This is a genomic window from Acinetobacter sp. MYb10 (genome assembly GCF_002980175.2).
Taxonomy (GTDB): domain Bacteria; phylum Pseudomonadota; class Gammaproteobacteria; order Pseudomonadales; family Moraxellaceae; genus Acinetobacter; species Acinetobacter guillouiae.
Genome location: NZ_CP058272.1, coordinates 3034652 through 3048163, shown reverse-complemented (window position 1 = coordinate 3048163; position 13512 = coordinate 3034652). Strand labels below are relative to the sequence as shown.

Genomic DNA, 13512 nt, shown 5'->3' with positions numbered 1-13512 from the left:
TAATTCAAGTATAAAAGAAAAAGAGCGCCTAAGCGCTCTTTTTAAAATAATGTATCGAATTCTACCGTAAGCATAGCCCTTGGCGTAAAATCAGCAAAATACGTTGCATTTTGAAACCCTGCTGCCGCGGGCATAGCCCTTGGCGTAATTCAGGCAAGAAGCTTCGCCTCTTGAAATCCCTGAATTACTCCCATTCAATTGTTGCTGGTGGTTTAGAAGAAACGTCATACACCACACGAGAAACATCTTTAATTTCATTCATGATACGTGTCGAGATTTTATCAACCAACTCATATGGCAGATGAGCAAAACGAGCTGTCATAAAGTCAACAGTTTCCACGGCACGAAGTGCAATGACCCATGCATAACGACGGCCATCACCCACAACACCCACCGATTTTACTGGTTGGAATACTGCAAATGCTTGTGCAGTTTTATCATACCAACCACTTGCACGAAGCTCTTGCATAAAGATGTCATCAGCAAGACGAAGAATATCAGCATATTCTTTTTTCACTTCACCCAAGATGCGCACGCCCAAACCTGGACCTGGGAATGGATGACGATAAAGCATTTCATGTGGTAAACCTAAAGTTGTACCTAAACGACGTACTTCATCTTTAAATAGGTCACGAATTGGCTCAACCAATTCAAATGCTAAATCTTCTGGTAAACCACCCACATTATGGTGTGATTTAATCACATGCGCTTTACCATTTTTAGTTGCCGCAGACTCAATCACGTCAGGGTAAATCGTACCTTGCGCAAGGAAGTTTACGCCATCAAGCTTACGCGCTTCTTCAGCAAAAACTTCGATGAATTCACGACCAATGATTTTACGTTTTTTCTCAGGATCAACTTCGCCTGCAAGTGCAGATAAGAAACGTTCTTCTGCATCAGCACGAATCACACGGATCCCCATGTTTTTCGCAAACATGTCCATCACTTGCTCACCTTCGTTTAAACGAAGTAAGCCATTGTCTACAAATACACAGGTCAGTTGGTCACCGATTGCTTTATGCAACAATGCTGCAACTACAGATGAGTCAACACCACCTGAAAGACCTAAAAGAACTTTTTGATCACCAATTTGTTCACGTAATTGTTCAACACGTAAATCAATAATGTTTTCAGAATTCCAAAGATTACGACAACCACAAATGCTGTGAACGAAGTTAGACAGTAACTCTGCGCCTTTGGCAGTATGTGTCACTTCTGGGTGGAATTGCACCCCGTAGAAACGGCGCGTTTCATCACTCACTGCAGCAAATGGGCAGCTTGGTGTGCTTGCAGTCACTTTAAAACCTGCTGGAATCGCAGAAACTTTGTCACCGTGGCTCATCCAAACATTGAGTTTGTCATCACCATCATTTAAATCACCAAGCAATTGATCACGTACTAAAACGTCAACTGCTGCATAACCAAATTCATGTACAGTACCTGGCTCTACTTTACCGCCAAGTTGTTCTGACATGGTTTGCAGACCATAGCAGATCCCCAATACAGGTACACCCAAGTTGAACACAACTTCTGGCGCACGTGGACTACCTTCCTCATGCACACTTTCAGGACCACCAGACAAGATGATACCGTTCGGATTAAACGCGCGAATGTCTTCTTCAGACATATCAAAAGCATACATTTCAGAATATACACCAGCTTCACGTACACGGCGTGCAATAAGCTGGCTATATTGAGAACCGAAATCCAAGATAAGGATACGATCTTCAGTAATTTGAGTATTGGTAGTCATGAGTCAACAACTATGCAGGCAAACGAATATAAGCGCCATATTCTATCATTTTTATAAGCCGTACGCACTCCATTCAATCAAGTTCCTTAGCTTTCTAAAAAATCATTTTAAATAATCAGCTTATAGGTTCATTTTGGCTTTAATGATGCTAATCAGTTCACTGGGGGTCATACAGCGATTTAAAAAATCTTCTAAGGAGCCTTCGTCGGTCACTTCTGTAAAAAACACCTCATGATCTGTGCCAAATAATGTTGGATTTTCAGGGTCTGGATCAGACAAGCAGATATAGTATCGATCAGGGAAGCTATAACGATAAAACAACTGTAGAAAATCAGGTTTTGGATTTTGGGTCAGCTGAATCACTGCTTTGAGATCAATATCATCCTCTAAAAAATCACGGTTCCATTCATCAAAATCAGCTGTACCAGCTTGATATGGAGTAAAGTGCACAGCTTGCCAAAAGGTTTGTCCGCGCCCTTCTTCTGTTAACTGATAATACTCTTGAATCAGTTGATTAAAAAATCCATCTGGATTTAGATCTAGCTCGGCTTGATGTTGATCAATATAGTCACCCAAACCATAAATTGGTTCTTGATCATCGGCTGCCGCCCAAGGTGTATCCTGAGGCCGTTCATATAAAACGGTATTAAAGGTAATAGCGCACAGATCATCAATCCATGACACACCTTTGACTTGATCAATATTACCGCCCAGTGCTTTTATTCTGTCTAGAATTTCTTTTTTCATTGTTAAAACTGAATTGAATATTTTTAGATAGCATAAACCAATTGATCCATTTGAATAAGGCTAAATGAACACACAAAAAAGCCAGATACAGATCTGGCTTTTCAAAGCTTTATTAATGTTTAAATTATTTTTCTATTACATGATCAAGACTCAATTTCCCTGCACCATGCAACATCAAGAAAAACAAACCACCTGCCATTGCGAAGTTTTTCATAAAGTTAATCGCATCTGCTTCACCACCATGAAATAGGAATGCAGTAATCAAACTAAATACGCCCAAACCAAATGCTGCAAAGCGTGCCTGAAAACCAAATAACAATGCCAAACCACCACCGAACTCAACCAGAATGGTTAAAGGTAACATGGCACCTGGTACACCCATTGATTCCATATAACCGACAGTTGCACTGTAAGCCGTGATTTTTCCCCAACCTGCAACAAGAAAGATATATGCCATAAGAATACGTGCAATCAATGCTATGCTCGCATTGGTGGTGGGTTGATTCACAATATTTTTAACAACAACATTTGGATTAAACATGGTCTGACCTAATTTGTATTTCGTTCTGAAGATGTATACATATTAATCACTAAACATTTCAAGTTAAATACTTAAAAACCAAACTCATCGTTGCAAATTAAGAACAATAATAAGTTTTAAAAAATTACTTTTTAATACTGACTTTCATAACTCACACTGCTAGGATTTGTGCACCAATTCGCATAGTTTCTGCCTTATGGATCTGATTGACTTTATTTTGCACGTAGACGAACACCTGTTTGAATTTATTAGAAATTATGGTATCTGGGTGTATGGAATTTTATTCCTGATTATTTTTGTTGAAACAGGTCTCGTGGTAATGCCATTCCTGCCCGGGGATAGCTTACTTTTTGCTGCCGGCGCTTTAGCTGCTTCGACGGGTGCAATGGATCCTGTGGTTTTAATCATTCTGCTATTTATTGCGGCAGTGCTCGGCGATACCCTCAATTATCATATCGGGAAATATGTCGGACCGCGTGTTTTTGAAATTGATTCTAAGTTTATCAATAAACAACACTTGCTGAAAACATCACAGTTTTTTGAAAAGCATGGTGGAAAAACCATTATTTTTGCCCGTTTTATCCCTTTTGCTCGTACTTTTGCACCCTTTGTTGCGGGTGCAGGAAGCATGAATTATAAATATTTCTTAACCTATAATGCAGTCGGTGCAATTTGCTGGGTTGGCTCGTTTATTACCTTGGGTTATTTATTCGGGAATATGCCAATTGTGAAAGATAATTTCACCCATTTGGTTTTCGGTATCATTATTCTCAGTGTGCTGCCTGGTGTGATTGGTTATATACGTCATAAATTTTTTAATAAAAATAAAATGCCCAATAATCAATAAACAGCATATTTAAAGCTGACAAAAAAGCCGATTTCTAAAATCGGCTTTTTTGTGGGGTAAAACCCGTTATTTTTTAACTTCCTGACGTTTAGGGACGTAAGGGCAGTTCTTAAATTGAGCCGCCTGAGACAAGGCATCTTGCTCACCATACAGTCGGGAAAGCTCAGTATTTTTGGTATTTGAAGATTGCCCTAAGTTTACAGAAATACTTGGACCAATCCCCCAACCCCAGCCACCGCTGCCCCAACCACCACCGACACCGAGTCCAACACCTACGCCTGTACGTTTCGCAGGTTGTACACCATTATTAATGTATTGTTGAATACGATTAAATTCTGTCGTCAATTGCAAACAGTTCATCGCCTGATACTGCGTAGGCGACACATAAGTGGGTTTAACCGTCGTCGTACAAGCAGATACGACAAGCGCCGTTAAGGCAACGACTGATAATTTAACAGAAGTCATTTTCAATGATTTCATCACGATCTCGAAATTATTTTTTATCAATCTCATTGAACAATGATTGATAGGCTTGAGTCAATTTATGATCTGTAGCCAAATGAATTAATGGCAGATTTTTATGATGCGATTCTTTCATTAATACAGAAGGTGGCAACATATTTTCTAAAACTGGTAAACCTTCATCTTTAAGCTGTTGTACCACTTCGCGTGGTAATTTTGCCTGAGCTTGATATTGATTGACCACAATCCCTTCGATTTCAAGTCGATCATTATGATCATCTTGAGTTTCAATGACATTTTGAATAAGCGTCTGTAATGCGCGTTTTGAAAACACATCACAATCAAACGGAATCAGAACACGATCCGCTGAGATCAGTGCCGATAAGGTAAAAAAGTTAAATGCTGGCGGTGTATCAATATAAATACGCTCATATTGACTGGTTAAGGTCTGAATCGCATCACGTAACTTATAAATTTTATGCTTTGATTCTAACGCATGCTCTAACTCGCCTAAGCTCGGGCTGGCGGGTAATACATCCAAATCTTTAAAAGGTGAACGATGAATATATTGCTCAAAACCTTTATTTTTTGTTTTTAAAAGACTACCAATGGCATTGCCAATCAATCCTTTTTGTTGATGATTCCCAAGTACGTCATTAAAAAAGTTTTCAATATTCGGTTCTAATGCCGTTTTTTCAGCAGAATAGGTGGCGTCATCACCCAAAAGATATTGACTAGAATTTGCTTGAGGATCTAAATCAATCACCAATGTTTTAAAACCTTGATACGCACTAATCGCAGCAAGATTCACCGTAATACTTGATTTTCCTACACCGCCTTTTTGGTTAAATACCACACGAGTTAGCATACAAGTTCCCTAAGCTATCATTATTTTTAAACTTGTATCTAGTTTAACCTAGACGCTATACAAGTGTGAAATTCATGTCTAACAATCAACTAAAAACTGGTTTAAGCACGACCAGAACTAAAGTTGCAAACAAGGCAATTCCGCCAATCACTAAACCTGCTCTGCGTTGTGTTAAAAGAACTGTATCATCCTTTTTATAGGCTTTTATTTGTGAGGAAAGGAAAACCATAAACAAAATAATTTTCGCATAGAACCAAGGCTGCACTTTAAAATCGTTCATAATCAATAAAGTTAGCCCTGTAAATATAACCACGGTGAGGGAAAGATGTTGCAGGGCAACAAAAACCACCCGCCCTTTAGGATTCGGCTGCTGGTTGTGTGTTCCAATAAATAATGTTGAAGCGCGTAAAACAAAAACCAAGATTAATAACCCAACACTGGTCATATGAATGATTTTGATCAGTAAATGTGTATCCATTTTAATTACTCTGCACTTTATACTTTAGGTGCATGAGCGCAGTCTGGACTTGCTGGGGCTTGACCTTGCCACTCACTTGGAAGATAAGCATGGATCGCTAAGGCATGAATTTTTCCAGGACTGAGTAAGGCTTTGGCTTCTGCGTACACTTTTTGGTGGCGTTGTACCAAACGTAATCCTGCAAATTGTTCACTGACAATGATCACTTTAAAATGAGACTCTTTTCCAGGAAAATACCCGCCATGACCAGCAGACTCATTGATCACTTCTAAATGTGATGGCTCAAGTTGATTTAAACTTTCAATCAATTGTTGTTCTAAACTCATGCTGATTCCTTAGAGATCGATCAATGGGTGAATGACATAGTATAGCGGATTCTTTGAGCATCGCTGTGTGTTCAGCAAAGCTTTTGCTGTTCGATTTGATTTTTTTAAATTGAATTTTGAAGTTTTTTCATAAAAATGTCTTTATTTTATGCAATTAGTGTTTTCCTTTGCAGAAAAATCTTGACCCTACCATCTGTTGATGTATTATACACCGCATGCGGGAATAGCTCAGTTGGTAGAGCATAACCTTGCCAAGGTTGGGGTCGGGAGTTCGAGTCTCCTTTCCCGCTCAAATTTTTTTATTCAGTTTTTTATTTAAAAAATTGGACAGACTCCGCGGGAATAGCTCAGTTGGTAGAGCATAACCTTGCCAAGGTTGGGGTCGGGAGTTCGAGTCTCCTTTCCCGCTCCAAAATTTTTTTATTCAGTTTTTTATTTAAAAAATTGGACAGACTCCGCGGGAATAGCTCAGTTGGTAGAGCATAACCTTGCCAAGGTTGGGGTCGGGAGTTCGAGTCTCCTTTCCCGCTCCAAATTTAAAAAGCCCTGATCGAAAGATTGGGGCTTTTTTTGCATTATTGGTTTATAAATCATCAGCATATACTTACACACTAGAGACAATATTCACTCAATCAGCGTGTTGATCACAAAACTATAAAAACACAAAAAAACCAATCCGAAGATTGGTTTTTAAAATAATCACCATGTGATGCAATTATCGTTCTCTTAACGCTTCTTTGGCTTTATTAAACGGTTTCAACAAGTATTCAATAATTGTTTTTTGACCAGTACGAATATCTACCGTTGCCACCATACCTGGCGTTATTGAGAAAGATTTCCCCGCCTTATTGGTCAATTTATCTTTATCGGTCCGAATATAGACTCGATAGTAGAACTGATCTTGTTTAACTTCATCGCGGATGGTATCAGGAGAAATCACCGTCACTTTCCCTTCCAAGCCACCATAAATTGAATAATCATATGCCGTGATTTTTACCAATGCAGGTTGGCCTGGATGAATAAATGCAATATCTCGTGGCGAAATGCGTGCTTCAATCAATAACTGCTCATCAATCGGTACAATGGTCATCAATTTACCATTTTGTGGAATAACTCCGCCAATGGTTGTCACCGCAATTTCTTTTATCACACCACGTACAGGCGCTTTAAAAGTAGAGCGTTTCACTGAATCATTACGACCAGCAACAACTTGCTGTAATGATTGAATATCGGCATTGGCTCGTGCCAATTCTTCACGTGACTTTACATAGTAGTCATTCCGCTTATCGTTAATTTGATTTTCAAAATTATTGATATCTCGTTTTAAACGCAACACTTCAACCTCAGAAGCAGCACCTTTCGCCACCAAAGGTTGCGTCATTTGCAATTCATTTTGAACCAAAGACAATGCGTGTTTTAAACCAGTAATTGATTCATCCAAATTTGCGCGACGCGAAGTATATAGTGCACTTTCCTCTCTCACCAAAGCAGGAACGACCAAAACCTCTTTTGGAAACTTGATTGCGGTACCATTCACCTCAGCCTCTAAACGTGCTGCTGTAGCCAATGTCGCAAGTAATTTCATTTGGCTTTCACCGACTTGGGACTCAAATCGAGTAGGGTCAATTTGCGCAAGCGTCTGCCCCTTTTGAATAATATCTCCCTCTTTAACATCCAAGCTGGTCAACACACCACCATCTAAAGATTGAATCGTCTGTTCTTTGGATGAAGGAACAACTTTACCTGTTCCTGTAGAAACTTCTTCCAACTTGAATACACAAGCCCAAATCAAGAAAGCCAGCAGACCGATGGCAACAATCCAAATAATAAATGTGGATTTGGGTAACGGTGGTTCTGAGAACTTTAACGCAGAGGGATTGGTTGGCCGCTGTAAAATATTGGATGCATGATCAACTTGAGCAGATTCAGCCTCTTGAACTGTGATATTTTGGTCATTTTTTTCTTGGCTCATGTTGAACTCCCTCCTGCATTTGCTTGCTGTGCAGGATTTAGAATGGCATCACGTGGCCCATCTTTGATAATCTTCCCTTCATGCACAACGATAATACGATCAACAAGTTGCAAAACAGCAGGACGATGCGTCGCCACCACTAAGGTCCGATGACCTAGCCATTCTTTTAAATGCTGTATCAATACTTTTTCAGAAACATCATCAATCGAAGCAGTCGGTTCATCCAACAACACAATATTTGGATTTCGGAGCAACAATCGTGTGAGTAGCAGTGCTTGTTTCTGACCACCAGAAAATCCTACACCACCTTCAAGAATAAGATGATCTAGACCTTCCTTTTTTTGTTCCACGATTTCTAGAGCATTGGTGATTTGTAATGCACGGATAATTTCATCATTACTTGCCAATGGTGCACCCAAAGTTAAATTTTCACGGATGGTCCCAAAAAATAGATGCGCATTTTGATTCAGCAATGCCATATCACGACGAATATCATCGGGATCAAGCAAAGATTGATCGACACCATCCAAACTGATCTTGCCTTGTACTGGCAATTGCATTCCTGAAAGTAGCTGTAATAAGCTAGATTTCCCTGCCCCATTACGCCCAAGAATTGCAACTTTTTCACCTGCATGGATTTTTAACTGCGGAATGACCAAAGTTGGCCGTGGATCATCTTCAGTATATTTAAATACCACACCTTTAAAATCATAATCACCTGAGAGGACTTTACGCTGAATCAATTGTGCTCGATCAGGGCGGTCTACTGGCTTTTGCATCAACTCATCTAAACCATTTTTAGCCACTTTGGCTTGCTGCCAACGACCGAGTACACCTGTGACTTGTGAAATCGGTGCAAGCATACGCGAAGATAAAATCGAACATGCCACCAAAGCCCCCGTGGTCATATCGCCTTTCATCACCGCAAAACAACCCACTAAAACTACAATTGCATAAGTCAGTCCTTGAATTTTTTGTGTCCAAGCATTTAACCAACCCACAATTTTACGTTGCCGCATACTGACATCTGCAGACACTTCATTCATGTGATTCCATTGATTTTGAAATCTAGCTTCAGCACGTAATAACTTGATATCCTCAATACCTTGAACCGCTTCGACCAAAATCGCGTTGCGAATCGCAGACTCTCGCATCCCTTCAGTGGCCAACTGAGCCAACTTTTTCTGCACCAAGAAGCCAGGAATAATCATCAATGGTACAACCAGTAACATCACCCAAAAGATGTTGCCCCCGATAATCCAAAAGATCGCTAAAAACAGGAAGAAAAACGGTAAGTCAGCAATTGCACTGATCGTTGTTGAGGTCACCAATTCACGAACGCCTTCAAGTTCACGAATCTGTGAGATAAACGAACCTGTTGAGCGGGCGCGATCTTTATTACGGATCCGCAGTGCATGACCAAAAACGCGGTCTGAAATCTTGAGATCTGCACGCTTACCAATAATGTCTGACAAATAAACCCGTGCGATGCGCAACACAAACTCAAAAACAGCTGCAATCAACACCCCACCCGCGAGTACCCACAAGGTTGGAATAGATTGAGAAGGCACAACTCGGTCATAGACTTGCATAGAGAAAATAATGGTCGCCAATGCCAGAATATTGGCAATCATTGAAGCAACCATGATGTCGGTATAACGTTTCCAATCTTTTAAAACGATGTCCCAGAACCAGCTTTTTTCATAAGGTTTGATATATTCATCAACACGTGCATCGGGAATCGATGTTTCTGGTCGAAAAATATAAACACGACTGGCATTGGCTTGAAGTTCATGCAAATTAAAAGTTTGTGAAAGACCTTGATCACCACTTAACTGTAAACTTGCATTGCCCTCATTGTCGACTTTCTCGATAACCGCAACTTGACCATTATTAAATTCAACAACAACGGGTAATCGCCATGGATTCAGTACATCCGTGCTAAAGTCTGCTTTGCGAACATTCAAACCCACTTGACGGGTAATAATGGACAACATGTCGTCAATATTTGTGTATTTATTCCAATCCAGTTGCAGACGAATTTGTTCTTCAGCAGGTTGCATTCGATAATGCTGCGCAACCGTAATGATCGCTTGTAACCAGGGTTGATAATTTAATGTTTTTGTATTCATGGTTGAACTTCAAACCCCTGAATTTGAATGTTATTTAAATGATAAGCATTTCTACTTTTACCGGTTACCTTGATATACACCGCGATCGTGTCATAGATATCAAAGCGTGCCGCTTCCCTTTCTATTCTTGAACTTTGATAGGATTGTTCTGAACTTAATAAATCTAAGATCGAACGCTTGCCTAATTTATATTGTTCTTCATACAGCTCACGGGTTTTTGCTGTTGAACGTTCCCGATCCAATAGAACCCAAATTTGCTTATCCGTGTTTTCAATACTTTCTCGTGCAATTTGTGTTTGATCCATAATATCTAGGTAAGTTGCATTCAACTTTGCACGTGCAGCCTGTTCAGCAAAATTTGCAGCCTTGACTTGAGATCCCAGTGCACCACCTTGATAAAAATTACTGGACATCTGCACGCCAACAGAACCATCGGTATCATTTTCTAAACCGGTATTTGGATTTTGACCATTCAATGCTTTACTGACTGATCCCACCAATGAAATTGTGGGATAAGCACTCAATTGGGTTTGCTTCTTCTGACTCTGCGCAACATCAATCTCTGCTTTTGCTGCGATCATTGTAGGAATGGTATTCATTTCAGGGTCATCATAAAGACCAGACTGTTTTACAAACTCATCAGGAATATTAAAATCCATTTGACTCACATCAAAACCCAATAATGTGCGTAATTTTTGTTCTTGTTGTTTTAAAAAATTTTGCTGAGTAATTAAGTAGGAACGTGCATACTCAACATAGCTTTGTGCTTGCACAGGATCGGCATTGCTACTAATTCCTGCGTCTGCTCTTAAGCGTGCAATCTCATGTAAACGACTAACCCCATTAAATTGATCTTGCGCTATTTTGATAATATTGCGATAGCGCAGTAAGGATAAAATATCTCGTGCGGTTTGGGTCGATATATCATCAATACTGATTAATACATTGGCTTGTTCAACTGCCAATTTATTTTGTTGCGTGGTGACACTGGATTTTACTTTACCAAAGTCATAAAGCAGTTGATTGGCTTCAACTGAATACAATTGGCGACCTTTATCATTGGAGGTAAAATCACCTGTATTCATACCCGCTTTTAACTGTGGGTAATATTGCGCTTTTGCCACATCAATATTGGCATTTTGTCCTGCCAGTGTTGAAATTGTTTGAGCAATATTGGGGTTTCTTTTTACTGCAATCTGAATCGCATCTTCAAGACTTAAGATTTTTGCTTGGTTTGAATACGCATGGGTTGTTTGTGTTTGCGCTTGTTCTAAATATAAATTATTGAGCGAAGCCTTTTGTCCAGTATATAGCTTTACAACAGGGAGTTGATTCTGATTGCCTATATATGCATCGGGTTGATATTTAAAATCGGTCAAATCCTTGAGCTGGACAGTTCTAAATGACTGATCATCCTTGGGTTTTATCAACCCTGTCACACCTTCTTTGATATTTTTTAAGTAGCTTGTTTCTTGTGTATAACCATTGTTCTGCAATAGAACCAATAAACTCACAGCACTCAAACTTTTTAACAATATAGTGGGCTTTTTTGCTATTAACATTCGCGAATGGCACCTAGAAAAGCTTTTAATTATCGGTATTGAATTATTTTGAATTATTTCCCTACCTCATTTCTATTCTACACATTATAAAATCTAATCAAATGCTTATTTTTACTTTTTAAAGTTAAATTTCTTTAATAAAATATTTTAAATTCAAATACTAACAGTGAAAAAATGTGACTATTATCACATGAATTATAAAATTCCACATAGATCATCTCAAAAGCTGTAAATCCACAATGTGCAAATTATCATTGATGAGCAAACACGTTATTAAAAATAAGCTTGATGTAATAGAAACGTATTCAATTTTGCATTTCAAACTAAATTTACATCTTCCAATATAATTTCTTATACACTTTAAGGTTAAAATGATGTTTCACTACCAGCCAACCTTAAACAATATAAAGATGAACATGAATAAACTGACTTGTTTCAAAGCCTATGATATTCGAGGCAAACTTGGCACAGAGCTAAATGAAGAAATCGCTTATAAAGTAGGCCGTGCTTATGGTCAAATCTATCAACCCAAAACTGTTGTCATTGGTTGTGATGTCCGTTTAACCAGCGAAGCGTTAAAACAAGCAACGATTCGTGGTTTAAATGATGCTGGGGTAGATGTTCTTGATCTTGGCATGACGGGGACAGAAGAAGTTTACTTTGCTGCTTTTCATCTCGATGTTCAGGGTGGTATTGAAATCACAGCAAGCCATAATCCGATGGATTACAATGGTATGAAATTGGTTCGTGAAAATGCTCGACCAATCAGTGCAGATACAGGACTAAAAGATATCCAATCGTTGGCTGAATCTGAACAGTTCATTGAAGTTGAGAAAAAGGGTACAACTCAAAAATATAATATCCTCCCTGAGTTTATTGAACACCTACTCACCTATATTGACCCGAGCAAAATCCGCCCGCTTAAACTGGTGATGAATGCGGGCAATGGCGCAGCAGGTCATGTTGTTGATGCAATCGAAGAAAAATTCAAAGCGCTCAATATCCCAGTAGAGTTTATTAAAATCCATAATCATCCAGATGGTACTTTCCCAAATGGTATTCCTAATCCAATCTTGGTGGAAAATCGAGATAGCACCCGCAATGCAGTTTTAATACACCATGCGGATATGGGAATTGCGTGGGATGGTGACTTTGACCGTTGTTTCTTATTTGACGAAAAAGGGCAATTTATTGAAGGTTATTATATAGTCGGATTATTAGCTCAAGCCTTCTTGTTAAAACAAGCCGGTGAAAAAATCGTACATGATCCTCGCTTAGTCTGGAACACACTGGATATCATTGAGCAATATAATGGTATTGCCGTTCAATCTAAATCTGGACATGCTTTTATTAAAGATGTGATGCGCGAACACAATGCAGCTTATGGCGGAGAGATGAGTGCACATCACTATTTCCGTGATTTTGCTTACTGTGACAGTGGGATGATCCCTTGGTTATTGGCGATTTTAGTGGTATCAGAAACCCAACAATCGTTATCCAGTCTGGTCGAAGGGATGATTGAACGTTTCCCGTGCAGTGGTGAAATCAACTTTAAAGTTGAAGATACACAAAAAACCATTCAAAAAATCTTTGATCATTTTGCTGATTTAAACCCTGCAATTGATCAAACAGATGGTGTTAGCCTTGATTTTGGTGCATGGCGTTTAAATGTTCGTGCATCCAATACTGAGCCATTATTACGCTTAAATATTGAAAGCCGTGCAGATAAAAATCCAAAACCAATGCAAGACTATGTAGATGAGTTAACTCAGTTGATTCAGGGTTAGTTTTAAATGGCGATAAAAAATAGGCGCTTAATGCGCC

General features: G+C 39.2%; 12 protein-coding genes and 3 tRNA genes. 5 read left to right on the top strand and 10 right to left on the bottom strand.

All coding sequences use genetic code 11. The features are described from left to right. Positions 1–184: 184 nt before the first annotated feature. The 3 genes from guaA to CQZ96_RS14235 all read right to left on the bottom strand — a co-directional run bounded on the left by guaA (position 185) and on the right by CQZ96_RS14235 (position 3041). Positions 185–1753, bottom strand: coding sequence for a glutamine-hydrolyzing GMP synthase (guaA, locus tag CQZ96_RS14245; protein ID WP_004823655.1), 1569 nt, complete (start codon positions 1751–1753; stop codon positions 185–187). Positions 1754–1873: 120 nt separating this feature from the next. Further along, positions 1874–2500 (bottom strand): hypothetical protein, encoded by a 627-nt coding sequence (locus tag CQZ96_RS14240; RefSeq protein ID WP_105714207.1) that lies wholly within the window; start codon positions 2498–2500, stop codon positions 1874–1876. A 124-nt stretch (positions 2501–2624) separates the two neighbouring features. Continuing rightward, the gene (locus tag CQZ96_RS14235; protein ID WP_105714206.1) at positions 2625–3041 is read right to left on the bottom strand and encodes a DoxX family protein; all 417 of its coding nucleotides are present in this window, start codon (positions 3039–3041) and stop codon (positions 2625–2627) included. Between the two features lie 196 nt (positions 3042–3237). Here CQZ96_RS14235 and CQZ96_RS14230 point away from each other — a divergent pair, with 196 nt between their 5' ends. Further along, positions 3238–3888, top strand: a complete 651-nt coding sequence (locus CQZ96_RS14230) for a DedA family protein (protein WP_096735384.1) — start codon at positions 3238–3240, stop codon at positions 3886–3888. 66 nt (positions 3889–3954) lie between these two features. Here the strand turns inward: CQZ96_RS14230 and CQZ96_RS14225 are convergent, their stop codons facing one another. From CQZ96_RS14225 to CQZ96_RS14210, 4 genes are all read right to left on the bottom strand, one after another. Further along, positions 3955–4368 carry a hypothetical protein gene (locus tag CQZ96_RS14225; RefSeq protein WP_004823650.1) on the bottom strand — a complete coding sequence of 138 codons (414 nt, stop codon included), beginning with the start codon at positions 4366–4368 and terminating at the stop codon, positions 3955–3957. Between the two features lie 13 nt (positions 4369–4381). Beyond that, positions 4382–5218 carry a ParA family protein gene (locus CQZ96_RS14220; RefSeq protein ID WP_004723483.1) on the bottom strand — a complete coding sequence of 279 codons (837 nt, stop codon included), beginning with the start codon at positions 5216–5218 and terminating at the stop codon, positions 4382–4384. Between the two features lie 85 nt (positions 5219–5303). After that, positions 5304–5696 carry a SirB2 family protein gene (locus CQZ96_RS14215; RefSeq protein ID WP_105714205.1) on the bottom strand — a complete coding sequence of 131 codons (393 nt, stop codon included), beginning with the start codon at positions 5694–5696 and terminating at the stop codon, positions 5304–5306. A gap of 17 nt (positions 5697–5713) precedes the next feature. Further along, positions 5714–6022 (bottom strand): BolA family protein, encoded by a 309-nt coding sequence (locus CQZ96_RS14210; RefSeq protein WP_004723487.1) that lies wholly within the window; start codon positions 6020–6022, stop codon positions 5714–5716. Positions 6023–6239: 217 nt separating this feature from the next. Here CQZ96_RS14210 and CQZ96_RS14205 point away from each other — a divergent pair. The 3 genes from CQZ96_RS14205 to CQZ96_RS14195 all read left to right on the top strand — a co-directional run bounded on the left by CQZ96_RS14205 (position 6240) and on the right by CQZ96_RS14195 (position 6555). Beyond that, a tRNA-Gly gene (locus tag CQZ96_RS14205) sits at positions 6240–6312 on the top strand. Between the two features lie 46 nt (positions 6313–6358). Beyond that, positions 6359–6434, top strand: a tRNA-Gly gene (locus tag CQZ96_RS14200). Positions 6435–6479: 45 nt separating this feature from the next. Next, a tRNA-Gly gene (locus tag CQZ96_RS14195) sits at positions 6480–6555 on the top strand. Between the two features lie 182 nt (positions 6556–6737). Here the strand turns inward: CQZ96_RS14195 and CQZ96_RS14190 are convergent. Genes CQZ96_RS14190 through CQZ96_RS14180 form a run of 3 tightly spaced genes read right to left on the bottom strand, consistent with a single transcriptional unit; the run spans position 6738 to position 11688 of the window. Then, positions 6738–7994 (bottom strand): HlyD family type I secretion periplasmic adaptor subunit, encoded by a 1257-nt coding sequence (locus CQZ96_RS14190; protein ID WP_105714204.1) that lies wholly within the window; start codon positions 7992–7994, stop codon positions 6738–6740. Beyond that, on the bottom strand, positions 7991–10126 hold the full coding sequence (locus CQZ96_RS14185) for a type I secretion system permease/ATPase (RefSeq protein ID WP_105714203.1): 2136 nt from the start codon (positions 10124–10126) through the stop codon (positions 7991–7993). Before CQZ96_RS14185 ends, CQZ96_RS14190 begins: the two co-directional genes overlap by 4 nt. After that, positions 10123–11688 (bottom strand): TolC family protein, encoded by a 1566-nt coding sequence (locus CQZ96_RS14180; RefSeq protein WP_105714202.1) that lies wholly within the window; start codon positions 11686–11688, stop codon positions 10123–10125. The genes CQZ96_RS14185 and CQZ96_RS14180 overlap by 4 nt, the downstream gene beginning before the upstream one ends. A 416-nt stretch (positions 11689–12104) precedes the next feature. Here CQZ96_RS14180 and CQZ96_RS14175 point away from each other — a divergent pair, with 416 nt between their 5' ends. Further along, entirely contained in the window at positions 12105–13475 is a 1371-nt protein-coding gene (locus tag CQZ96_RS14175) for a phosphomannomutase CpsG (protein ID WP_105714201.1), read from the top strand. Positions 13476–13512 lie beyond the last annotated feature (37 nt).